This window comes from Klebsiella sp. CD33 (assembly GCF_051992865.1).
In the GTDB taxonomy this organism is placed as follows: Bacteria; Pseudomonadota; Gammaproteobacteria; order Enterobacterales; family Enterobacteriaceae; genus Klebsiella; species Klebsiella pneumoniae.
In genome coordinates this window covers 911495-935056 of the sequence record NZ_CP197023.1, presented here as the reverse complement: position 1 = coordinate 935056, position 23562 = coordinate 911495, and the positions used below count along the sequence as shown (strand labels likewise).

General features: G+C 62.2%; 19 protein-coding genes. 7 read left to right on the top strand and 12 right to left on the bottom strand.

Going from position 1 to position 23562, the window contains the following annotated elements:
• The 5 genes from pduT (at position 1) to ACR809_RS04645 (ending at position 3519) form a co-directional block, all read left to right on the top strand.
• Positions 1-555: a propanediol utilization microcompartment protein PduT gene (gene pduT / locus ACR809_RS04665; RefSeq protein WP_004181171.1), complete on the top strand. Its 555-nt coding sequence runs from the start codon at positions 1-3 to the stop codon at positions 553-555.
• On the top strand, positions 555-905 hold the full coding sequence (pduU, locus tag ACR809_RS04660) for a propanediol utilization microcompartment protein PduU (protein ID WP_002915850.1): 351 nt from the start codon (positions 555-557) through the stop codon (positions 903-905). Before pduT ends, pduU begins: the two co-directional genes overlap by 1 nt.
• A 4-nt stretch (positions 906-909) precedes the next feature.
• A complete protein-coding gene (pduV, locus tag ACR809_RS04655) occupies positions 910-1350 on the top strand; it encodes a propanediol utilization protein PduV (protein WP_002915858.1) in 441 nt (146 codons plus the stop codon).
• Complete coding sequence (locus ACR809_RS04650) at positions 1347-2561, top strand: acetate/propionate family kinase (RefSeq protein WP_108452210.1); 1215 nt, start codon at positions 1347-1349, stop codon at positions 2559-2561. The genes pduV and ACR809_RS04650 overlap by 4 nt, the downstream gene beginning before the upstream one ends.
• Before the next feature lie 91 nt (positions 2562-2652).
• The gene (locus ACR809_RS04645; RefSeq protein ID WP_004193729.1) at positions 2653-3519 is read left to right on the top strand and encodes a GHMP family kinase ATP-binding protein; all 867 of its coding nucleotides are present in this window, start codon (positions 2653-2655) and stop codon (positions 3517-3519) included.
• Between the two features lie 3 nt (positions 3520-3522).
• Here the strand turns inward: ACR809_RS04645 and cobD are convergent, their stop codons facing one another.
• Together cobD and amiC are read right to left on the bottom strand one after the other, a co-directional pair.
• A complete protein-coding gene (gene cobD, locus ACR809_RS04640; RefSeq protein ID WP_004143954.1) occupies positions 3523-4599 on the bottom strand; it encodes a threonine-phosphate decarboxylase CobD in 1077 nt (358 codons plus the stop codon).
• Positions 4600-4616: 17 nt separating this feature from the next.
• The gene (gene amiC, locus ACR809_RS04635) at positions 4617-5870 is read right to left on the bottom strand and encodes an N-acetylmuramoyl-L-alanine amidase AmiC (protein ID WP_004174538.1); all 1254 of its coding nucleotides are present in this window, start codon (positions 5868-5870) and stop codon (positions 4617-4619) included.
• Positions 5871-6097: 227 nt separating this feature from the next.
• Between amiC and argA the strand changes: the two genes are divergently transcribed.
• Positions 6098-7429 carry an amino-acid N-acetyltransferase gene (argA, locus tag ACR809_RS04630; protein ID WP_004149616.1) on the top strand — a complete coding sequence of 444 codons (1332 nt, stop codon included), beginning with the start codon at positions 6098-6100 and terminating at the stop codon, positions 7427-7429.
• Positions 7430-7658: 229 nt separating this feature from the next.
• The gene (locus ACR809_RS04625) at positions 7659-7979 is read left to right on the top strand and encodes a hypothetical protein (protein ID WP_002915873.1); all 321 of its coding nucleotides are present in this window, start codon (positions 7659-7661) and stop codon (positions 7977-7979) included.
• A 57-nt stretch (positions 7980-8036) separates the two neighbouring features.
• Here ACR809_RS04625 and recD read toward each other — a convergent pair whose 3' ends face one another.
• From recD to lgt, 10 genes are all read right to left on the bottom strand, one after another.
• On the bottom strand, positions 8037-9881 hold the full coding sequence (gene recD, locus ACR809_RS04620) for an exodeoxyribonuclease V subunit alpha (protein ID WP_086528706.1): 1845 nt from the start codon (positions 9879-9881) through the stop codon (positions 8037-8039).
• The gene (gene recB / locus ACR809_RS04615; RefSeq protein WP_108452209.1) at positions 9878-13414 is read right to left on the bottom strand and encodes an exodeoxyribonuclease V subunit beta; all 3537 of its coding nucleotides are present in this window, start codon (positions 13412-13414) and stop codon (positions 9878-9880) included. The genes recD and recB overlap by 4 nt, the downstream gene beginning before the upstream one ends.
• The gene (gene ptrA / locus ACR809_RS04610; protein ID WP_004185488.1) at positions 13411-16296 is read right to left on the bottom strand and encodes a pitrilysin; all 2886 of its coding nucleotides are present in this window, start codon (positions 16294-16296) and stop codon (positions 13411-13413) included. The genes recB and ptrA overlap by 4 nt, the downstream gene beginning before the upstream one ends.
• A 120-nt stretch (positions 16297-16416) precedes the next feature.
• The gene (gene recC, locus ACR809_RS04605) at positions 16417-19794 is read right to left on the bottom strand and encodes an exodeoxyribonuclease V subunit gamma (protein WP_122051079.1); all 3378 of its coding nucleotides are present in this window, start codon (positions 19792-19794) and stop codon (positions 16417-16419) included.
• 12 nt (positions 19795-19806) lie between these two features.
• Entirely contained in the window at positions 19807-20130 is a 324-nt protein-coding gene (locus tag ACR809_RS04600) for a prepilin-type N-terminal cleavage/methylation domain-containing protein (protein WP_002915888.1), read from the bottom strand.
• Positions 20115-20522: a DUF2509 family protein gene (locus tag ACR809_RS04595; RefSeq protein ID WP_004181182.1), complete on the bottom strand. Its 408-nt coding sequence runs from the start codon at positions 20520-20522 to the stop codon at positions 20115-20117. The genes ACR809_RS04600 and ACR809_RS04595 overlap by 16 nt, the downstream gene beginning before the upstream one ends.
• Positions 20519-21076 carry a prepilin peptidase-dependent protein gene (locus ACR809_RS04590; RefSeq protein ID WP_122051078.1) on the bottom strand — a complete coding sequence of 186 codons (558 nt, stop codon included), beginning with the start codon at positions 21074-21076 and terminating at the stop codon, positions 20519-20521. Before ACR809_RS04590 ends, ACR809_RS04595 begins: the two co-directional genes overlap by 4 nt.
• Positions 21073-21624 carry a prepilin peptidase-dependent protein gene (locus tag ACR809_RS04585; protein WP_065899796.1) on the bottom strand — a complete coding sequence of 184 codons (552 nt, stop codon included), beginning with the start codon at positions 21622-21624 and terminating at the stop codon, positions 21073-21075. Before ACR809_RS04585 ends, ACR809_RS04590 begins: the two co-directional genes overlap by 4 nt.
• A gap of 183 nt (positions 21625-21807) precedes the next feature.
• Complete coding sequence (gene thyA / locus ACR809_RS04580; protein WP_015958927.1) at positions 21808-22602, bottom strand: thymidylate synthase; 795 nt, start codon at positions 22600-22602, stop codon at positions 21808-21810.
• A gap of 6 nt (positions 22603-22608) precedes the next feature.
• Entirely contained in the window at positions 22609-23484 is an 876-nt protein-coding gene (lgt, locus tag ACR809_RS04575) for a prolipoprotein diacylglyceryl transferase (RefSeq protein WP_122051077.1), read from the bottom strand.
• Between the last annotated feature and the right edge of the window lie 78 nt (positions 23485-23562).

The window sequence follows — 23562 nt, the reverse complement described above, 5'->3', positions numbered from 1 at the left end:
ATGACCCAGGCTATCGGAATTTTAGAACTGACCAGCATCGCCAGGGGGATGGAGCTGGGCGACGTCATGCTGAAAAGCGCGAACGTACAGCTCCTGCTCTGCAGAACCCTTTGCCCCGGGAAATTCCTGCTGATGCTCGGCGGCGACGTCGGCGCCGTGCAGCAGGCAATCGCCGCCGGCACCGCGCGCGCCGGGGAGATGCTGGTGGACAGCCTGGTGCTGGCCAACATTCACCCCAGCGTACTACCGGCGATCAGCGGTCTCAACGTGGTCGGGCAGCGGCAGGCGGCGGGGATCGTCGAAACCTGGAGCGTGGCGGCGTGCATCAGCGCCGCCGACCACGCGGTGAAAGCGGCCAACGTCACCCTGGTGCGGGTCCATATGGCGTTTGGTATCGGCGGCAAATGCTACATGGTGGTGGCGGGTGATATCGCCGATGTCGACAACGCCGTCACGGTGGCCAGCGACAGCGCAGGCGAGAAAGGATTACTGGTTCACCGGGCAGTGATCCCGCGACCGCACGATGCGCTGTGGCAACAGCTGATGGAGGGATAATGGAACCGCAAACCCCTACCGAACGCATGATCCAGGAGTATGTCCCGGGCAAACAGGTCACTCTGGCGCATCTCATTGCCAATCCTGGCAAAGATCTGTTCAAAAAGCTGGGTCTGCCGGACGCGGTCTCCGCCATCGGCATTCTTACCATTACCCCCAGTGAAGCATCGATTATCGCCTGCGACATCGCTACCAAGTCCGGCGCGGTGGAGATCGGTTTTCTCGATCGCTTCACCGGCGCGGTGGTGTTGACCGGCGATGTCTCCGCCGTGGAGTACGCGCTCAGGCAGGTCACCCGCACCCTCGGTGAGCTGATGCGCTTCACCGCTTGCCCAATTACCCGGACCTGAGCCCATGAAACGCCTGATGCTAATCGGACCCAGCCAGTGCGGCAAAACCTCGCTGACCCAGGTATTGCGTGGCGAAACCCTGCGCTATCAGAAAACCCAGGCCATCGTCTGGACGCCGGCCGCCATCGATACCCCCGGGGAATATCTGGAAAACCGCTGCCTGTACAGTGCACTGCTCACCAGCGCCTGCGAGGCCGATGTCATCGCGCTGGTACTAAATGCCGATGCGCCCTGGTCACCTTTTTCTCCGGGGTTTACCGCCCCGATGAACCGCCCGGTCATCGGGGTGATCACTAAAGCCGATTTGGCCGCCCCGCCCCGTCTGCAACAGGTCCGGACATGGCTCGAGACGGCGGGCGCCGGACATATCTTTATCACCAGCGCGTTAACCGGCGACGGGCTTGATGACCTGTTCGCCTGCCTGAATGCAGAGGAATATCAATGACCTATAAAATCATGGCGATTAACGCCGGCAGCTCCTCCCTGAAGTTTCAGCTGCTTAACATGCCGCAGGGGGCGTTGCTCTGTCAGGGGTTGATCGAACGTATCGGCCTGCCCGAGGCCCGCTTCACGCTGAAAACGTCGGCACAGAAATGGCAGGAGACGCTGCCCATCGCCGATCACCATGAGGCAGTGACCCTGCTGCTGGAGGCGCTGACCGGCCGCGGGATCCTCAGCAGCCTGCAGGAGATCGACGGCGTTGGCCACCGCGTCGCCCACGGCGGCGAACGCTTCAAAGACGCCGCGCTGGTCTGCGACGATACCCTGCGGGAGATCGAGCGCCTGGCGGAGCTGGCGCCGTTGCATAACCCGGTCAATGCGCTGGGCATACGTCTCTTTCGCCAGCTGTTACCCGCGGTACCGGCGGTGGCGGTTTTTGATACCGCCTTTCACCAGACCCTGGCGCCGGAGACCTGGCTCTATCCCCTCCCCTGGCGCTATTACGCCGAGCTGGGCATTCGCCGCTACGGTTTTCACGGTACCAGCCATCACTATGTCAGCAGCGCGCTGGCGGAAAAGCTGGGCGTACCGCTGAGCGCCCTGCGGGTAGTAAGCTGCCATCTGGGCAATGGCTGTAGCGTCTGCGCCATCAAAGGCGGGCAATCGGTGAATACCTCAATGGGCTTTACCCCGCAGTCCGGGGTGATGATGGGCACCCGCAGCGGCGATATCGACCCGTCGATTCTTCCCTGGCTGGTGGAGAAAGAAGGGAAATCCGCCCAGCAGCTCAACCAGCTGCTGAATAATGAATCCGGGCTGCTGGGCGTCTCCGGCGTGTCCTCTGATTACCGCGACGTCGAACAGGCAGCCGACGCCGGCAACGAACGGGCGGCTCTGGCGCTGTCGCTGTTTGCCGAACGCATTCGCGCGACTATCGGCAGCTATATCATGCAGATGGGAGGTCTGGACGCGCTGATCTTTACCGGCGGCATAGGCGAGAATTCCGCCCGGGCGCGGGCGACGATCTGCCGCAATTTGCATTTTCTCGGCCTCGCGCTGGACGACGAGAAAAACCAGCGGAGCGCGACCTTTATTCAGGCGGATAATGCGCTGGTCAAAGTGGCGGTGATCAACACCAATGAAGAGCTTATGATTGCCCGCGACGTCATGCGTCTTGCATTGCCGCAGGCGCGCGAGCTGGCGGTGTCGGCATAAACGACGCGCCTCCTCTTGCGGAGAATCATGGTAACCGGCGGGTCGCCATGCCACTATGCGCCCTGGCGAAGGTAAGCGGAAAGGTGAAAACGTGGCTGTTGCACAATGTCCCGCCTCGTGCGGAGAACTTATCCAGGGCTGGATCCTCGGCAGCGAAAAGCTGGTCTCCTGTCCGGTGGACTGGTACAGCACCGTCGAGGTCGAGACCGGGGTACCGCGAAAAGACGAGCGGCCGCTGTCGCGGGCGATGGTCGACCAGCTGCTGGCCCACTGGGGCTACCCCCCAGCGCTGAGCCAGCAGATCCGCATCACCCTGCACTCAACGATCCCGGTGGCCAAAGGGATGGCCAGCAGCACCGCCGATATCGCTGCCACCGCCGTCGCCACCGCCCATCATCTGGGCCATCTACTGGATGAGCCGACGCTGGCGCGCCTGTGCGTCGCGCTGGAGCCCACCGACAGCACCCTGTTTCGCCAGCTGACGCTGTTCGACCATAATACCGCCGCCACGCAAATCGCCTGTCCCCCTCCGCCGGCGCTCGATCTGTTAGTGCTGGAGAGCCCGCTGACGCTGCGCACCACCGACTATCACCAGCTGCCGCGCGAGCCGGGCCTGTTGGCAAACGCCTCCCGGCTGCAGCTGGCGTGGGAGAAAGTACAGCAGGCCTGCCACTGCGGCAACCCGCAGCTGCTGGGCGAAGCAGCGACCATCAGCGCCATTGCCAGCCAGCAGCTGTTGCCTAAGCCGGGGTTTGACGCGCTACTGGACCTGGTGGAAAGCGCAGGGCTCTATGGTCTCAACGTGGCGCACAGCGGCAGCGTCGTCGGCCTGCTGCTGGACCGCCGTCGGCATGACGTCGAATTTCTGCAATGGCGGCTGGCAGACAGCGACATCGCCGCCCACTGGCCGCAGCAGCATCTGTTGGCGATGGTGCCCGGGGGCGTCATCCTGCAGTAGGCCTCAGGCCAGCACCCGGCGCAACGCCGCCAGCAGCTGGTCGTTTTCCTCGGCGCTGCGGATCGCCACGCGGAAATAGCGGCTATCCAGCCCCGGGTAGTTGGCACAGCTGCGGATCAGCACATGCTGGCGCAGCAGGGCATATTGCAGGTCAAAATCGGCTCTGTCGCAGCGCAAGAACAGGTAGTTAGCACGCCCGGGCCACACGGTCAGCCCGGCCATCTCCTGCAGCTGCGCATAGAAACGCGCCCCCTCCTCCTGCAGCCACTGCCAGGTGGCCCGCTGATACGCCCGATCCTGGAGAATAATTTCCCCGGCCAGGGCGGCATAGGCGTTGATGGACCACGGCATTTGTCGCGCGCGCAGTCGGGCCACCGCCTGGGCATCAGCGTTCAGCAGGTAGCCGAGACGCAGCCCCGGAATGGCATAAAATTTGGTCAGCGATCGCAGAACCCAGACGTGCGGATGCTGCGCCAGCAGAGGAATAAACCCCGGCTGGTCGGGGATAAAGTCGAGGAAGGCCTCATCGAGGATCAGGCTGATGTTCAGCGCCCGGCAGCGCTGCGCAATGGCTTCCAGCAGGCCCCGCTCCGGCAGCAGGCCGGTGGGGTTGTTCGGGGTGCAGAGAAACAGGCAGTCCAGCGCCGGAGTCAGGGCATCGAGGATCGCGTCGGTCAGCTGCCAGCCATCGCGCTCCCGCAGGGCATACTCCACCACCTCGCAGTCCACCGTCTGCAGCGCCCGCCGGTACTCCGCAAAACCGGGAATGACGATCATCGCCCGCCGCGGCTTAAGGCCGTGGACGAGGGTGAAGATCGATTCAGTTTCGCCGTTGCCGGCGAGGATATGCGCCGCCGGCAACTGATGGTGGGCAGCCAGCGCCTGATGCAGCTGTTGATACTCGACGTCAGGGTAGCGTTCGGCGCAGCCTGGGTTGTCAACGATCGCCTGCCTGAGCGAGGCAGGCATCCCCAGCGGATTGATGTTGGCGCTAAAATCCAGCAGCTCGCCGGGGGCTATGCCCAGCAGGGCGGCGGCCTCGCGGATATTGCCGCCATGGGCGCTTTTCAGTAAGGCCATGTCCCTTTCCTGTGTGGTTATCCGCGGCGGGCCAGCGTCGCGCCGTCGGCGAAGTAGGCTTTAATCCCGGCGAGGATCGACTCGGCCACCTCCTGCTGGAATTTGGCCGTTTTCAGTTTCCGCTCTTCTTCCACGTTACTGATAAACGCCGTCTCCACCAGAATGGAGGGGATATCAGGCGCCTTCAGTACCGCAAAGCCCGCCTGCTCTACCCGATTCTTGTGCAAATTATTGATATTGCCCATTTTCTCCAGCACCGCCTTGCCGAATTTGAGGCTGTCGGCGATGGTGAGGGACTGCACCATATCGAACATGGTGTGGTCGACATAGCGGTCGCCGCTCTTGCTGACCCCACCGATCAGATCCGAGGCGTTCTGCGTCTGGGCGAGATATTTTGCCGCGGTACTGGTGGCCCCCTTGGTGGAGAGGGCAAACACCGAAGAGCCGCTGGGCTGGCGGCTGGTAAAGGCGTCAGCGTGAATCGACACGAACAGGTCGGCGCGCTGCTTCTGCGCCTTGGCGACACGCACTTTCAACGGGATGAACACGTCTTCGTTGCGGGTCATATAGGCCTTCATATTGCCTTCTTTGTCGATCAGCGCCCGCAGGCGACGGGCGATCTGTAGTACCACATCTTTCTCGCGGGTGCGATACTTCCCCACGGCACCGGAGTCTTCGCCGCCGTGCCCGGGATCGAGCATGATGACAATCGGCCGGTCGCGCCCGGCTTTGCCCGGCTGCGGCCCGCTTTGCGCCGGCGGCACCTGCCGCTCCAGATCGCCTTTGTTGTAATCCTCGAGCAGCGCCAGCAGCGGATCCTGAACATCGGTAGCGTTGGCGGGGTAGAGATCCATCACCAGACGCTCTTTAAAGCCGGCCACCGGCGCGAGGGCAAACAGCTGCGGCTTAACGTTCTGCTTGAGTTCGAAGACCATGCGCACGGTTTGCGGATCAAACTGGCCCACCCGGGCGGACTTAATAAAGGGATCGTCAGCGCGGATCTGCCCCCCCATGCCCTTCAGTACCGAGTTCAGGTTAACCCCCTCCAGATCGACCACTACCCGTTCCGGATTACTGAGGGCAAACTGCCGGTATTTCAGCACATGATTCGATTCCACCGTGACGCGGGTGTAGGTCGATGCTGGCCAGACGCGAACAGCGACCACCCGCGCGGCGGCGGCCAGCCCAACAGGGCTCACGCTCATTAACCACATGGCGCCCGCCCCCTGCAATAAACGGCGACGGCTTAATCCAGAGTTGTTTCCCGACATGCCACTCCCAAGCAATAAAAACGCATTTATACCCAAAACAAACAGATTGACCAGAAACTTTAACGAAAGGCATATAACCTGTCATCTATAAAAGGGTAAACATTCATTGACACCCTGCGCCGGGTCACATGTTTTTCGCGGCTTAGCCTCAAATTGGGGCTTGCGTTTAACGGCAAAACAGAATAAAAATACAATAATTACGAATAATCATGCATTGAGGGTTTGTCATGGTGAAGGAACGTCGCACTGAACTGGTAGAAGGATTCCGCCATTCTGTTCCCTATATTAATGCCCATCGGGGAAAAACGTTTGTCATCATGCTGGGCGGCGAAGCCATTGAGCATGAAAATTTCTCAAATATTGTCAATGACATAGGATTATTGCATAGTCTGGGCATTCGCCTGGTGGTGGTCTATGGCGCCCGCCCGCAGATTGACGCTAACCTCGCCGAGCATCATCACGAGCCGGTCTATCACAAGCAGACGCGAGTGACTGACGCCAAAACGCTGGAGCTGGTTAAGCAGGCGGCGGGGATGCTGCAGCTGGAGATCACCGCCCGTCTGTCGATGAGCCTCAACAACACCCCGCTGCAGGGGGCCCATATCAACGTCGTCAGCGGCAACTTTATCATTGCCCAGCCGCTGGGCGTCGATGACGGCGTCGATTATTGCCACAGCGGACGCATTCGCCGCATTGACGAAGAGGCGATTCATCGTCAGCTCGACAGCGGCGCCATTGTCCTGATGGGGCCGGTCGCGGTGTCAGTCACCGGCGAGAGCTTTAACCTGACTTCGGAAGAGATCGCTACCCAGCTGGCCATCAAGCTGAAGGCGGAGAAAATGATCGGCTTCTGTTCGTCGCAAGGGGTTTACAACCAGGCCGGGGAAATTGTCTCCGAACTGTTCCCTAATGAGGCGCAAGCCCGCGTCGAAGAGCTGGAAGCAGACGAAGACTATAACTCCGGCACCGTGCGCTTCCTGCGCGGGGCGGTGAAGGCCTGCCGCAGCGGCGTACGGCGCTGCCACCTGATCAGCTATCAGGAAAATGGCGCGCTGCTGCAGGAGCTGTTTTCACGCGACGGCATCGGCACCCAGATCGTCATGGAGAGCGCGGAGCAGATCCGTCGGGCGACCATCAATGATATCGGCGGTATTCTTGAGCTGATAAGCCCGCTCGAGCAGCAGGGCATTCTGGTACGCCGTTCCCGCGAACAGCTGGAGATGGAGATCGACAAATTCACCATTATTCAGCGCGATAACACCACCATCGCCTGCGCCGCCCTCTATCCTTTCCCGGAAGAGAAGATCGGCGAAATGGCCTGCGTGGCGGTGCATCCGGATTACCGGAGCTCGTCGCGGGGAGAGGTGCTGCTGGAGCGTATTGCCGCTCAGGCCAGGCAGATGGGACTGAGCAAACTGTTCGTGTTAACCACCCGCAGCATCCACTGGTTCCAGGAGCGCGGCTTCACGCCGGTGGATATCGACCTGCTGCCGGAGAGTAAAAAGCAGATGTATAACTATCAGCGCCGGTCGAAGGTGCTGATGGCCGACCTCGCTTAAGCCCTTCTCCTCTCTATCTAACGGCCCGGGATAGCGCGACGCTTATCGCTTTATCCCCGGCCGGTCTCCCGCCCCTCTTCCCGCCAGCCTGGCGTACGCACGCGGGCGAAATTCCTGGTTTCCGCGCAGGCCATTTCTTTCTCGCTGGCTCACCGATATGCTATTGGCTGTCGACAGGACGTCGACTGGCGCCGCGGCCGCCACCCGCCCAGCAAGGATCGCTTAAAGAATGGAAACCAAACCGAACTGGCTGGTCAGACATATTAATCTCATTACCACCGCGGTCGCCCTCTATCCGTGGTTGCTGATGATACTGCTCCTCTGGGATAACCAGCGCCATCATCAGCATGGCTATGCCGCGCTCGGCGCCGCCATCGCGATATTATTTCTGCTGGCCCTGACGTCCGGCATGAATCTTCTCATCTCCTCGCTGGTGATTTTTTGTGCCCGCTGTTCCACCCCACCGCTGGCCGGCGGCGCAGCAGTCCGCTTTTTCGCCATGAACTCGATCTCGGCGCTCTGGCTTATCCCTCTGTTCTTCAGTTACTGATTTTTCCGCCAGCCCGGGCAACGGCTGCAGCATTTTCCATCGCCCGGACCCGGCGTCTCAGGGGGCTTCGCGCCCGGCGAAAATCTCCGCCAGGCCGCTGCGCCGTTCGGTGCGCGTCACAATGGCCTGGGAGAGCACCTGCTCGTCGGCATAGAGCGACAACCGCCGTTTCGCGCGGGTGATCGCCGTGTAGACCAGTTCGCGGGTCACCAGCGGGACGCTGCGCGCCGGCAGGATCAGCGCCGCGTGTTCGAACTCCGAGCCCTGCGATTTATGCACGGTCATCGCCCAGGCGGTATCATGCTCCGGCAGACGGCTCGGCTGCACCGACTTGATGGCGCCGTCGGGCATCAGGAACCACACCCGCAGCTCGCCGTTGCGCTCCAGGGCGATGCCGATATCGCCGTTAAACAGCCCCAGCGCGCTGTCGTTGCGCGATATCATGATCGGTCGGCCATCATACCAGCGAGAGTGGCGCGGCAGGGCGATCGCCCGCTGGCGGTTGAGCCGCTGCTCCAGCCGCTCATTGACGCCGCTCACGCCATACGGCCCCTCGCGCAGCGCGCACAGCAGCTGGAATTCGCTGAAAGCGGCCAGCATGGCCTGCGGTTCGGCCCGCTCGCGGCGCAGCTGCAGGTAGCGCTCATAGCCCTGCTGAGCCGCGCCGAGCATGGCTTCGTACTCTTCGGTCGTGCTGAGGGGATGAAGTGCGATATCGTCAAACGGCTGGCGCAGCGTGGCCTTCACCTCCGCGCGCGCGCCAGCGTTCACCGCCCGCGCCAGGCTCCCGATGCCGGAGTGACTACCGAAGCGATAGCTCTTTTGCAGCAGGCACAAACTGTCTCTCAGCACGCCCGCGATAGCCCCATCGCCCGCCGGCACCGGCGAACCGGTCAGCCGGGTCAGCTCCTGCGCCCGCGCGGCGGTATAGCCCGAACTCGCCCAGGCGCAGATATCCCCCAGCACCGCCCCCGCTTCTACGGAGGCCAGCTGGTCGCGATCGCCGAGGAAAATCACCCGCCCGTGGGCCGGCAGCGCGTCGATAAGCCGCGACATCATCGGCAGGTCGATCATCGAGGCTTCATCCACCACCAGCACGTCCAGATGCAGCGGGTTGCCGGCGTGATAGCGCATCCGCTGGCTGCCTGGCTGGGCGCCCAGCAGACGATGCAGCGTGCTGGCCTCGGTGGGAATTAACGCTTTCTGCGCGTCGGTCAGCGGCAGCTTTCTCAGCGCCGCCCCCAGCGATTCGGTCAGGCGCGCTGCCGCTTTCCCGGTCGGCGCCGCCAGGCGAATACGACAGCGCGGGCTGTCTTCGATCTGGATCAGCGCCGCCAGAAGCTTCGCCACGGTGGTGGTCTTCCCGGTCCCGGGACCGCCGGAGATCACTGAGATGCGGCGGGTCAGCGCCACCGCCGCGGCCACTTTTTGCCAGTCGGTTTCGCCGGTGGCAGGGAACAGGGCATTCAGGGTTGACGCCAGCCGGGCCTCATCCATCTCCAGCACCCGGTTGGCTTCATTGAAGAAGCGGGCGACGGTCAGCTCGTTGCGCCACATCCGGTTGAGATAGAGCCGGTCGCCGCACAAAATCATCGGCGCCGGAGCATCGCCGCAGCTCACCGCCGACGACGCGAGCAGCAGTGCGGGCCAGTCCTCCGGCGCGCCGGCTTCGGCCAGCAGCCGATCGCGGATCTCCCCGGCTTTACCGCTCAGCGCCTCGTCGCCGCTCAACCGCGAGAGCGGCAGACAGACGTGCCCCTCGCCGGCATCCCGGCTCAGCAAGGCCGCCGCCAGCTTGACCGCCGGCGGGTCGTTTTGCGCCACCATCAGGGCAAACTGGACGTCCAGCGGCCGCAGCAGACGCTGCTCCACCGCCGCCAGCAGTAGTTGTTCGAAAGTCATGAGGCCTCCTCCTGAGTTTCTCCGGCAAAAAGCTGATCCAGACCGTCAATCAGCGGTCGCACCGGCCGGGTGGTGAAGATCCCCTGCCCCCCCTCCTGCCCGTCCATGCCGCGCAGGAAAAGATAAATCACGCCGCCGAAGTGGCGGTCATAGTCATAATCGGCCAGCCGGTGGCGCAGATAGCGGTGCAGCGCCAGGCTATACAGCTGATACTGTAGATCGTAGCGGTGGGCACGCATCGCCTGCTCCATCGCCGGCCGGGTGTAGGCCTCGCGATCTTCCCCCAGCCAGTTGGATTTGTAATCCAGCAGGTAATAACGGCCTTCGTGACGGAAGACCAGATCGATAAAGCCCTTCAGCATGCCGTGCACCTGGCGGAAATCCAGCGGCGGCGTGTCGGCAGAGAGGGGATCGTACTGGCGGATAAGCGCGTCAAGGCGCTCCGCCGTCAGCAGCTGGGCGATGGGCAGGTAAAATGCCATCTCCACCTGTTTATCCCGCGCCGCAAGCTGATTGAGCGCGATATCCGGCCCCGGCAGGCGAGTCTTCAGCACGCCCCCCAACCAGTCGGTCAGCACCGGCGCCCACTGCGCGTCAAACCCGCTCAGCTGCAGCTTCTCCGCCATCCACCCTTCCGGCACCGGCTGGGTGAAGTCCAGCTCCTCAAACAGGCTGTGCAGGAAGGTCCCCGGCGCGGCGCCGCGCGGGAACTGGTGCGGAGTCAGCTGCGGCTCTTCCACGACTTCGCCGACGCCGGCGGCATCAACATCCAGACGCGGCAGCAAATCCTGCCCGCCGCTGAAACCATGCTGCTGCAGTCCGGAGTAACTGGTCACCCGCCAGTCGTCGGCGATGCGGCGCTGCAGCTCGCGCGCCGACAATCGCGGGATGGTCGCCGCGGGCGCCTGCCACGGGGTGAGATCCAGTTCGCCCGGTCTCTGTAATGCAATATCGCCATGACAGAAGTCCGCCAGCCGCGCAGCCAGCCCGGCGGCGTCCATGGCTTCGCCCGCCTGCAGCAGCCGTCCCAGCGCGCTGAGGTGGAAATCGCTGTTGCCGGATTTCCGGCTGCTGAGCGGCGCCACGCCGAGGCTGCAGTGCCAGACCGCACGGGTCAGGGCCACGTACAACAGGCGCAGATCTTCCGCCAGTCGTTCCGCCTCCGCCAGCTCGAGGCTGGCCTCATCCTGGCCCAGATCCAGCACCGCCGCGAACGTCTCGCGATCGTGGTAAAACGCCTGGTCCTGTTTACGAAACCGGGCGATAAACGGCAGCCAGACCAGGGGGTATTCCAGACCTTTTGACTTGTGAATGGTGACAATTTGCACCAGGTGCTTATCGCTTTCGAGACGCATCTGCTGGCTGGCGGCGTTGCTGTCCGGCTCGGCGATATGCTGCGCCAGCCAGCGCACCAGGGCATGCTCGCTTTCCAGCTGGCTGGCCGCCTCCTGCAGCAGTTCGCTGATGTGTAGAATGTCGGTTAAGCGCCGCTCGCCGCCGCGGGTCGCCAGCAGATTCTCGGCGATATGCCGGGCTGTCATCAACGCCCGCAGCATCGGCATCACCCCGCGCTGCCGCCAGATCTGGCGGTATTCGCTAAACTCTTCCACCAGCGCGTCCCACGCCTGCTCGTCCTGGTTCAGGTTTTCAATATCCAGCGCGGTCAGGCCAAACATCGACGTCGCCAGCGCGCTGCGCAGGGTATTTTCCCGCTCCGGGGCCAGCACCGCCTGCAATAGCCAGAGCAGCTCCTGGGCCTCCAGCGTCTCAAAAACGCTGTCGCGGTTGGAGAGGTAGACCGAGGGAATACCCAGCGTCTGCAGCGCTTCACGCACCTGCGCCGCCTCCAGCCGGTTGCGCACCAGCACGGTAATATCCGAAGCCTGTACCGGGCGCGAGGTTTCCCCGCGCCACAGCAGCGCGCGCCCCTGCTGACCGGCGCTCAGCCAGTCGCGGATCTGCGTGGCGCAGAGCTGCGCCATAAAGGTCTGATAATCGCCAGACCCGACAGTGTCGCCGGGCATCAGCCAGACGTTCATCGCCGGTACGTCCGCCGCGTCAACGGTAAAGCGCAGCCCCTTGTTCTTCGCCGCCGCCTTCACCGGCAGGAACGGGATCTCGTGGAACATGAAGGGGTTATCGCTGAGGCTGAACAGCCGATTGACGCTGCCCACCATGCCCGGCGAGGAGCGCCAGTTGGTATCGAGGGTGTAGTGCGCGGCAACGTCGCCGCGCGCTTTCATATAGGTAAAGATATCGGCGCCGCGAAAGGCGTAGATGGCCTGCTTCGGATCGCCGATCAGCAGCAGAGCCGTCTCCGGCTGCCGGCGCCAGATGCGGCGAAAAATCCGGTACTGCTGAGGGTCGGTGTCCTGAAATTCATCGATCATCGCCACCGGAAAACGCTGGCGAATAGCGCTGGCCAGCGTCTCGCCGCTGTCGCCGCGCAGCGCCTCGTCAAGCCGGCTGAGCATATCGTCAAACCCCAGCTCGCCGCGGCGGCGCTTTTCGCGGGCGACCGCATCGCGGATCTCGACCATCGCTCTCGCCAGCACCAGATCGGTGAGCGTCAGCGAGGAGGCCAGCAACGACTCTACGGCGCTAAACAGGGGATGCACCGGCGGTTCGACACCGGCTTTGGTGCGCTCGAGCAGAAACGACTGGGCAAATTTCTCCAGCGCGTCGGGCAGCTGGTAGCTTAACGTCTCTTCCTGCGCCCAGGCGTTCACTTTCTCCATCCACTTGCCCTGGTTGCCGCGATTAAACTTCCGCCGGTCAAGGCCGGAATTTTCCAGCACGCCTTCGATCTCGCCCACCTGCTCGCGCCACTGCTGCTTGAGCGAGTCAATGCGGGCGATGATCTGCTGATGGCGTTCGGCCAGCGTCTCGTTAGGGGCTGGCGGCGACTTAAGCTGCGGCGCTTCGCCCTGCAGCCAGCGGTCAAGGGACTTCAGCAGATCGCGCGGTCCTTTCCAGACGTCGTGGATCACCGCCGCGATATCGCGGGTCAGGGGATAGCAGTGACGGCGCCAGAAATCGGCGCAGGCCTGATAGCGCAGGCGGGATTCATCCTCGATCAGCTGTTGCTCGAACAGCATGCCCGACTCGAAGGCGTTAAGGCTCAGCATCCGTTGGCAAAAGCCGTGGATGGTGAATACCGCCGCCTCGTCCATCTGCCGTTCAGCCAGCAGCAGCGTCTTCGCAGCGTCATCTTTATCGGCGATCTCCGCCAACAACGCGCTGTAGAGCGGATTGTCGGATTCGCCGCGCAGGCAGGCGATGCGCAGTTCGTGGATGTTGCTGCGGATACGGCCGCGCAGCTCTTCGGTCGCCGCCTCGGTAAAGGTCACCACCAGCAGTTCTTCAACGCTGATGGCGCGGGGATAGGCGGCCTCACCGCCCAGCCCCAACAGCAGCCGCAGATACAGCGCGGCGATGGTAAAGGTTTTTCCGGTGCCCGCAGAGGCTTCTATCAGGCGCTCGCCGATCAGGGGCAAGCGCAGGGGATCCAAAGACTCAGCGGTGTCGGTCATTCATTCTCTCGCATCAGGGGTAAGGATTGCTGCAATGCGCTGACGTTTTCCCACACTTTGCCGCCTTTCGGCTGGGCATAGTCCGCTTTGCCATTCTGGCTACCGGAAATCTGGGACAAGATCGTCATGCCCTGCGGATCCACCACCGTCTGATGGAAGAAGTCGGCAAGTTTTTGCGGCGTCAGCAGTTTAATCTGAGCCACTACTTTATCACGTGAATCAAAACGCATATTACCGCGATCGAAATCTTTGCTCAGTTTCGAGGCTTCATCGCCCAGCGTCTGCGGCGCCTGCAGCATCTGGCTTATCACCGCCTGCTGGAGCTGGGCAAACTCTTCCGGCTTCATCGCCCGCAGCTTCGCCTCCGCGGTGGGGAAGAAGGCCTGGAACCGCTGCCAGAGGAAGGCCGGCTGCTTATCGCTACTCTGCAGCAGGAAGCCCATGCCCCACTGGCGCCCCACGTTCATCGGGAAGGCAAAGACCGCGTAGCCGAGCTGCTCTTCAGTACGCAGCTGGTTGTAGAACCACGGCTGAATAATCTGTCCCAGCAGGGTGCTGGCGGCGGTGCTGCTGAACTCATCCACGTTGGGCGGCGCGAACACCGCGGCCAGCGCGGAGTCGGTGCTGTTGCCCGCTTTATTGAAGATCGCCAGCTGCTGCCGGTTCACCACCACGTCTTTATTGCGGCACCATTCGTTGCCGTCAGCGCCCAGCTGCTGCTGGATCTGGCGGGCCAGCGTCGTGGCGGCATCGGCGGTCATATTGCCTATCACCATCAGTTCAGGACGCCCCCTGGTTTTCAGGTTGGCGCGGTAGTTGAGCACCTCTTTAAGGGTAATGGAGGGCAGCAGCGCCCGGCGCACTTCGCGCTGGAAGTACGGCACCTGCGAGACCATCTGGATCGGCATTATCGCCTGATCGTAGGCTTTGCCTTTCTCGGCGGAATCCATCATCTGCGCATACCAGGATTTGGCCTGCTCCAGCTGCTCCTCGGTCGGCGTATAGCTGAAGTATCCCTGCAGCAGATCGCTGAACAGCGCCGGAAGATGCTGGGTATAGCCGTTGGCATTGACCATTAATCCGTTATTAGCGCCGGTAGAGAACGAAATGCCGCCGACCGCCGCCTGGTTACTGAGCTGGTCGAGGGCGATGCCGGCGAGATAATCGTTGAGGGCAAACATCACCTGCCGGCGAGCGCTGTCCATCGCCTGGGGATTACGCAGCACCAGGGAGATGTCCGCCTTCGGCTCGCTGGCAAAATACTGGCTCGGGGCATACACCACCCGCAGCGTCGGTTCATCAAGGATCAGCTGCGGATGCGGCCAGGCTTTATCGCTTTTGATAAGGGTGAAGTCATCCGGAATATAGGGGTTGAGCGCCGGCAGCTGCAGCTGGATGGCCTGCGATTTGTGCTGCCAGTCAGCGAACGTCTGCTCGCTAATCTTATCCACCTGATACGGCGCATCGACAAAGTAGGCCGTCTTGTTATGCGGCTCCTGGGGGCTGATATACCAGATACGGGCGTTCTGCGGGGTCATCATCGCCAGCCGGTCTTTGATCGCCTGCGGGTCGTACTGGTCGGCAATATTCACCACGTCCAGCGCATGCTCGACCGGCACTCGGATCATGGTATCCGCCAGCCATTCCACGTAGTCCATGTCGCGGTTGATCGACGGATAGCGGAAATCCAGCGCCAGTACATGCGCCAGTTCGTCGAAGTACCGTTTGTCGATGCCCTGAGTACGCAGGAGATCGAGGTAGCTGAAAATGGCCGCCGTCACTTCATCGCGGTGCGCCAGGCCTTTGTCGGTGAGGGTGGCTGAGATCGCCAGTACGCCGCTGTTGCCGTTTACCACCGGATCGGAATCGGCGCGGATACCTTCCGCCAGGCCCTGTTTTTGCAACCAGTCAGAGAGCGTGCCCGGGCTGCGGTTGCCGATAAGATAGGTGACCAGCTCATCGGTTTTGCTGCGGAAGCGATCGCTGTTGTTGTCGATGCGAAACTCGACGCGCAGCACTTTACGCGGCATCGCCGGCACATAGTGAATAATGATGCCTTTTTGCGCATCCGTGACCACCGGGACGGTAATTTCCGGCCTGCTGATCTGACGATTCGGCACGCGGCCAAAGGTGTCCGCAGCCATACGCGCCAGCGCCGGCAACGGCTTGTTGCTGTAGATCACCGCTTTCATCAGATTGGCGGAGTACCAGCTATCGCGGAAGGTGTGCAGCGCATCAAGCACCGGGCTGCCGGGCTTATCGCTGAGCGTCTCGAGGTTGCCACCCGAGAAGTGGGCCGCCGGGTGAGCCGGGTTGATGGTCTCCGCGCTGACCTGGGCCATGCGCATCCCGTCTCGCGTCCGGGCCATCGTCAGCTCGGCGTTGACCGCGTTACGTTCGCGGTCGGCATATTTTTTATCCAGCAGCGGCGCGGCGATGGCGTCGGCCAGGCGATCTACGGCCCCGTCCAGCGCATCATTTTCCACTTCAAGATAAAACGCGGTGCGGTAGGGCGCGGTACTGGCGTTATGGCTGCCGCCGTGCAGCTTAAGAAACTCTGCAAGGCTGTCAGGCTGGGGATATTTTTGCGACCCCATCAGCGTCATATGTTCCAGAAAATGCGCCAGCCCCTGATGATCTGCCGGATCCTGCAGGGATCCCACCGGCACCACCAGCGCCGACAGCGATTTCACCGCCTGCGGATCGGAAACCAGCAGCACGACCATGTCGTTATCAAGGCGGATCGCCTGATACTGACGCGTATCTTTTTCGCTTTTGCGGATCGTCTCCTGAATCGGCTGCCATCCGGTGTCGGCCTGACTAAACGGCGCCCAGAGGGCGGCCAGCACAACAAAAACCTTGAACCATAAACTGCGGGGCATTCACGAACCTCATCATTAACAAACTTGCGCTGCACAGCGTGCAGCCTTTTATGTCCATCAGTCCGTGATACGTTGCGCATATTAAATGAACCGCCATTCAGTGCGCAATTTTTATACTATTTAAATTTGTGTGGACCGATGGTAACGATATAGCGGTAACAGATAACGCTGCGTCTGGGCAATGATTTCTTCGTAATGCGCCGGCTCCAGCGAACGCCACAGGCGTTGATACCAGATATCGGCGCCCTCCCCGCTGACCACCATGTTCCCTTCGTAGGTCTGCAGGAATTTGCTCCGCGCTTTCTGCTGCGTCTCTTCGTCCATTAAGATGACATCCTTTTCGGCGTCGTAACAGGCTTTCAGCCAGGCGCCACCGCTTTCCGGCAGCAGCAGCAGCGGCTGCGACATCCCCAGCAAATAGCCATCCACCAGCTCGTTAAGGTACGCCTGCGCCTCGGCGGGCGCCAGCGCCGGAAAGCGCCACTCTCCCTCTTTCCGCACAAACAGCCGGCTCTCGCCGGTGCCGCCGCTGGCGCAGTAGACAAGGTGTTCCAGCCAAAGTTGCATCCCCTGGGAGACGCTCAGCAACGAAGGCCGCCAGCGCAGCAGACCGTCCGGCTGCACCTGCTGCAGCCAGCCGGTCAGGTTCACGCCGCCGCACTGCAGATCGATCTCCATGCTCTGCGCCTGCTGGCGCTCGGCCATCACCCGCTCGGCCAGCGCCTGCATCTCCAGGCGCTGCGTCTCCCAGACCAGCTCGCCAAAGGCGCCATACGGCAGCTCGCCGGCGGCGCGAAAGCGGCGGAACATAGCCGAGACGTCCTGCTCCTCAATAAGCGTATTGAGCAGTTGCTGATTCAGTTGATAACGGCTCAGCCCTTCAAGAGTGAACGGCTCGTCGTCTGGAATATCGTCCTCTTCGGCGCGGAAATTGACCCGCAAACGCTGCTGAAAGAACGCGCGTACCGGGTGCTGCCAGAAGCGCAGAAGCTGATCGAACGGCAGGCTGTCAATCGGCGGCGCGGTGAGCGGCTGTATAAAATCGCTATGCGCCTCTCCCTGCTGGCCGGCGGCCGCCAGCCATTCACGAGCGTAGCTCTTGTTCTCGTCTTCCTGGAAATTGGCAACGTCGAACGGCATGCGCGTATGCAGATGGGTGATGTGGGCTTTAACCCGCGCTTCGCTGGCGTCGCAGTCAAGCTCTTCGTCACCGGCGAGACAGTGGCTCTGGCCGATATAATCCACCAGCTCCTGCACCAGCACCGAAGGAAAACGCTCGCTGTTGTCCTGGATCGAACGGCCGATATAGCTGATATACAGCGTCTGCTCGGCGGACATCAGCGCCTCGAGGAACAGATAGCGGTCATCATCGCGCCGGCTGCGGTCGCCGCGCTGCGGCTTCTGGCTCATTAAATCAAAGCCCAGCGGCGGTAGCGTGCGCGGATAAACCCCGTCATTCATCCCCAGCAGGCACACCACCTTAAAGGGGATCGAACGCATCGGCATCAGGGTACAGATATTGACCGGGCCGGCAAGAAAGCGCTGGCTGATCCGCTGCTGATCGAGGCGCTGGGCCAGCTCATCGCGCAGCAGCGTCAGCGGAACCTGCTCGCCATACTGCGCCTCCAGACCGCTATCAATAACCGCCAGCCACTGCTGCTCAATCAGCGCCAGCGCCGCTTCGGTCTCGCTGTCCGGCAGGAAAAAGTCATTCAGCAGATCGCGACAGACCGGCAGCCACTCCGCCAGCGGCCGCTGCTGGGCCAGGCCGCGTCGCCACAGATTAAGCTGCATCAGCAGCGACGCGAGGTTGCCCACCAGCTCGGCGATCAAACCGCTGGATTCGTCATACGGCAGCACCGACTGCCATTCTCCCTCGCGGCTGTCCATCGCGTAGCCCAACAGCATGCGGGTGAGGCCGAACCGCCAGGTATGCTGCCCGGTCGCCGGCAGGTCCAGCTCACGGACGTTGTCGTCATCCATTCCCCAGCGGACGCCGGACTCGTTCACCCACTGGCGCAGGTAGCGCAGCCCTTCTTCCGTGATATTAAAGCGCGCCGCCAGCACCGGGACGTCCAGCAGCGCCAGCACATCTTCACTGGCGAAGCGGCTGTCCGGCAGCGAGAGCAGCGTGATAAACGCCTGCATCACCGGGTGCGACTCTCGGGCGCGACGGTCGGAGATCGCCCACGGCAGCCAGCGATCGCCGCTGGCCGCGCCAAACACCGCCTGTATATAGGGGCTGTAGCTGTCGATATCCGCCACCATGACGATGATATCCCGCGGCGTGAGCGTCGGATCCGCCTCCAGCATCGCCAGTAGCCTATCGTGCAGAACCTCCACTTCGCGCTGCGGACTGTGGCAGACGTGAATGCTCAGACTGCGGTCATCCAGCGCCAGCGGACGTTTGTCGCGACTGTGGGCGAATGCCTCTGCGCTCTGCCCGGCCACCGCCGCGTTGCGTAGTTCAAGGATATCCGACTGCAGGTTATGCAACAGGTTATCGGGGGCGATGTCGACAAAAGCGTCCAGCTCCTCATAGCGCTCCAGCCCTGCCAGCAGGTAGATATAGTCGCGCCCCAGTTTGCCCCAGGAGGCGAGCAACGGGTTGCCGACATCCTGTTCCCCGGCGTCATTAAACAACCCCGGCGCCTGCTCGGTGTCGCGAAACAGAGGTAGCGCGCGCGCCTCGCGGTGATGGCGCCGCTGACGCGACAGCAGCTTCGCCAGAAACGCCGGATCCTTAATGTCTCCCCAGTAGTAGCGGCAGGGGTTGGTAAACAATACGTAGACATCGACATGCTTACCCAGCGCCTGCAGGGCCTGAAGATAGACCGGCGGCAGCGCGGAAATCCCGCAGATGAAGACGCGCGACGGCAGCCCGGCGGGCGGTTCGTCCGCTTTTTCCAGGGTACTGATAAAGCGCTGGTAGAGATTGGCGCGGTGCCACTGCGGCTGCCCCAGCTCGGCGGTGTAGCTCACCAGCGCCTGCCACAGCGGCGCCTGCCACTGCTGGGCATCGCCAAGACCTTCCACCCGCTGGCCGGCCTCCCAGCGCATCAGCCACTCCGGGCGATAGACGAGGTACTGGTCATAGAGGTCCGCCACCCGGGCGGCCAGCTGAAACAGCTTGCGCTTGTCGCCGTCATCACTCAGATACTGGCGCAGCAGGATAAAATCGTCTTCCTCCAGGTGCTGCGGCAGGAGGGTCATCAGCTTCCAGCTCATGCTCTGCTTGCTGAAGGCGCTTTCGCCCGGAATATCTTTCAGGACGCGCACGAACATATCCCAGATAAAGCTCGCCGGCAGCGGGAACTCGATATTGGCGGCAATCCCGAAGCGCGCGGCCAGGGTCATCTGCAGCCACTGCGCCATGCCGGTACTCTGCACCAGCACCATTTCGGCCTGAAAAGGGTCATCCAGCCGCTGGCGCTCGACGATAAACTCCATCAACGCCTCGAGAACATCCAGCCGGTTTGAGTGGTATACCCTTAACATAATTGCTCCTGACTACTGGCTGACCGGGCAATGCAGCCGGGTCATCTGCACCCGCTTTGCAACGGGTCTACTGATCGTTACCGTGATGCTGACACATCTTTGCCTCGATGTCTGCATACGGCTTACCTGCCCGCGTGCCGGCGACGGCGGCGCGGAGAGCTGGCTATAGCGCCACGCGTCGCGCCACAGTTGACGGGTCTGGTTCAACTGGACAATTCCTTGCGCCATTCCGCGCTGATAGCCGCCCAGCGCGGTGACCGTCAGCACCATCAGCGCCATCGCCAGCACGGTCTCCGGCAGGCTAAACCCCCGCTGACGCTTCAGGGCATTTGACATAAGCTCGCCTCCCTGAGCGGGCAAAAATCGCTCCAGCCGTGGGCGGAAAAACGCACCTGCCCGCCGCGCACCTCGCCGGACTGCCAGACCTGCACCTCGCCGCTGGCGCTGCTGAGCACCAGTGAACCGTCGCCGAAGATACGCAGACAGGCGCGCCAGCCCTGCGGCGCCTGCTCCCGGCAGGCCAGCGCCACCTGCGCCGACCAGACCTGCTGTTTTCCCCACTGCAGCGCGGAATGGGCTATCGCCGTATCGCGGATCGCTTGCGTTTCGCTGGCGGTTTGCGCCAGCAGCGCCCGCTGCTGCAGGTTAAGCCCCTCGAGTAACAGGCTGCCGAGGGTCAGCAACAGGAGCACCATCAGCAGCGACGACATTCCACGCTGGCGGATCACAGGTTATACCCCGTCACCCGCTGCTCAACCTCGCTCGTCAGGCCCGTCTGTTGCGCGGAGCGCGCCGCCAGCGTCACGCTCAGCTCCGGCGCGAAGCCCGGGGTGACCTGACGTTGTACCGAGAAGCGCGTCACCACGATGGCGGCCGGGTTGGTGATTTTCTCCCATCCGCCGCCGCGGCAGTCGCTGGCCCCGCGCAGGGTCTCCAGCGCGCCGTCGCGCAGGCGAAAGCCGGTGCTCTCCGCCGCTGCCGCGGGGGAGTTTTCCCATCTCCCGTTGCTGTTCGCATCCCAGCGCACAATCAGACACTCGCCGCCAGCGGCTAGCTCCAGCCCGGCTCCGCCGCACGCTCCCCGGCAGTACCCGGCGCGCTGCAGATGTTTTCCCACGGCATGCACGCGCTGCCACAGCTCGTTCTCCAGGGCCAGCTGTTCGCCCTGGCGCAGAATATGACGCTGCAGGGCAGGCAGAAAGCGGCAGGCCCCCATCAGCAGCAGCGAGCCGATGACCATGGCGATAAGCGCCTCCGCCAGGGAAAATCCGCGGCGGCTCACTGACACCCTCCTGCGCTGTCGCTGCGGCATAAACGAATCCGCCCCCAGTGTGAGATCACAATGCTCCAGCTGCCGGCCGCGCTCTGCAGCCGCAGATTCCCCGCCCAGGCGGTGCTGCGCAGACCATAAAACCCCAGACCAGGCGTAACGCCAGCCAGCGTGATCCCCGGCCAGCGCGGGCGCAGCGTGAAGGATGTCCCCGAGGCGCAGTCAGGCCCCTCCCCCTCCGCGCTCAGGCACCAGCCCACTTCGTCCTGGCCGACGCGAAGCACGCGGTCCCGGTTGTAGGCGTTGGCGTCATCGCGCAGAAAGAGCAGAAAATCCCGCACCTGGACGGCGGTTTGCCACAGTCGTTGCTGCTGCTGCCAGCGCTGCCAGCCGTACAGGCCGCCGACGCTGAGGATCATCATCAGTGTCAGCGTTACCAGGGTTTCCATCAGGGTGTAGCCATGTTCTCTGTTCATGGCGTCGAGTATGCCGCGGCGATTGGCTCTGGCGCGACGACGGAAAATAGCTTTCCCGGCCAGATACGCAAAATAGCTTTGCATACTCGACAGAAGGACATTTTTTTGCGAGCGTCTACCCAACTTCGCCCACCGCAACCACCTGTGGCCTGGGGCAGGTGAAAACGACCTTCTCCCGGTGGTAACGGAAAGCGCTCCCATCGGGTGGTGCGAAGGGCATAAAAAAACCGGCGCCATCGAGCGCCGGTTGGTTATCTCTGCTGGGGGTTAAATCGCCACCGGCGCTTTAATGCCCGGGTGCGGATCGTAACCTTCAATCTCGAAGTCTTCAAAGCGGTAGTCGAAGATCGACGCCGGCTTGCGTTTGATGACCAGCTTCGGCAGCGGACGCGGTTCGCGGCTTAGCTGCAGGTTGGTCTGCTCAAGATGGTTGCTGTACAGATGGGTGTCTCCGCCGGTCCAGACGAAATCACCGACCTGCAGATCGCACTGCTGCGCCACCATATGCACCAGCAGCGCATAGCTGGCGATATTGAACGGCAGGCCGAGGAACACATCGCAGGAACGCTGATACAGCTGGCAGGAGAGCTTGCCGTCGGCGACGTAGAACTGGAAGAAGGCGTGGCACGGCGCCAGCGCCATTTTATCCAGCTCGCCGACGTTCCATGCCGAGACGATGATCCGGCGGGAGTCCGGGTCGTTTTTCAGCTGGTTCATCACCGTGGTGATCTGGTCGATATGGCGGCCGTCCGGCGCAGGCCAGGAACGCCACTGTTTGCCGTAGACCGGCCCCAGGTCGCCATTCTCATCCGCCCACTCGTCCCAGATGGTGACGTTGTTCTCGTGCAGATAGGCGATGTTGGTGTCGCCCTGCAGGAACCACAGCAGTTCATGGATGATGGAGCGTAAATGACAGCGCTTGGTGGTCACCAGCGGGAAGCCTTCCTGCAGGTTAAAACGCATCTGATGGCCGAAAATGGAGATCGTGCCAGTGCCGGTGCGGTCATTTTTTGGCGTGCCCTCGGTGAGCACTTTCTGCATCAAATCAAGATACTGTTTCATGGTTCCTCAAGAATTCTGTTGCTGCGGACGGTGGCGGTAAGCCCAAACCATCATAATGATACCCGCAAGCACCATCGGGATCGAAAGAATCTGCCCCATACTGATGTACAGCACCCAGCCGCCGGTGAACTGGGCGTCGGGCTGGCGGAAGAATTCCACGATGATGCGGAACAGGCCGTAGCCAATCAGGAACAGACCGGAAACGGAGCCGGTCGGGCGCGGTTTACGGATAAACAGGTTGAGGATCAGGAACAGTACCACGCCTTCCAGCGCCAGCTCGTACAGCTGCGACGCGTGACGCGGCAGCGCGCCGTAGGTATCGAACAGCGATTGCCATTCCGGATGCGTCGGCAGCAGCGCCAGGTCTTCGGCACGGGAGCCCGGGAAAATCATCGTGTAGTGGAAGCTCGGGTCTACGCGGCCCCACAGCTCGCCGTTGATAAAGTTGCCCAGACGCCCGGCGCCAAGACCAAACGGGATCAGCGGCGCGATAAAATCGGAGACCTGGAAGAAGGTGCGTTTGGTGCGTCTGGCGAAGATAATCATCACCAGGATCACGCCGATCAGGCCGCCGTGGAACGACATGCCGCCGTCCCAGACGCGGAACAGATACAGCGGATCGGCAAGAAATACCGGCAGGTTGTAAAACAGCACGTAGCCGATACGGCCGCCCAGGAAGACGCCGAGGAAGCCCGCGTAGAGCAGGTTTTCCACTTCATTTTTCGTCCAGCCGCTGCCCGGACGATTCGCCCGACGGGTGGCCAGCCACATCGCAAAGACAAAGCCCACCAGGTACATCAAACCGTACCAGTGGAGGGAGACCGGGCCTAGAGAAAAAATGACCGGATCGAACTCCGGAAAATGCAGGTAGCCACTATTCATCTGTCACCATAAAGACTTGTTATTCCGCCGAAAGTGGACAGCGGTGATGATCCATGCCCGAACAAAACGGGCACGCCG